This window comes from Peribacillus frigoritolerans (assembly GCF_030676415.1).
Lineage (GTDB): Bacteria > Bacillota > Bacilli > Bacillales > DSM-1321 > Peribacillus > Peribacillus frigoritolerans_A.
In genome coordinates, this window is record NZ_JAUUTW010000149.1 from 1 (window position 1) to 255 (window position 255).

A 255-nucleotide genomic window follows, 5' to 3' on the forward strand; every position below is an offset into this window, starting at 1 on the left:
GGGAAATGGAATGGTGGGCCTAAATGGACTCGAACCATCGACCTCACGCTTATCAGGCGTGCGCTCTAACCAGCTGAGCTATAGGCCCATTCACATAAATAATAAGCTTCTGCTTCCCAAGCTTATCGCGGGATTGCTATTTAATTGAATGAATCACTCATTCAAAACTGAACAAAACAAAAGCGCTCTCGTAATTATCCTTAGAAAGGAGGTGATCCAGCCGCACCTTCCGATACGGCTACCTTGTTACGACTT

General features: G+C 45.5%; 1 tRNA gene and 1 rRNA gene. Both read right to left on the reverse strand.

What is annotated here, in order from left to right:
- Positions 1–11: 11 nt before the first annotated feature.
- Positions 12–88 (reverse strand) — tRNA-Ile (locus tag Q8G36_RS28840).
- A 116-nt stretch (positions 89–204) separates the two neighbouring features.
- A 16S ribosomal RNA gene (locus Q8G36_RS28845) occupies positions 205–255 on the reverse strand; the annotation flags it as partial.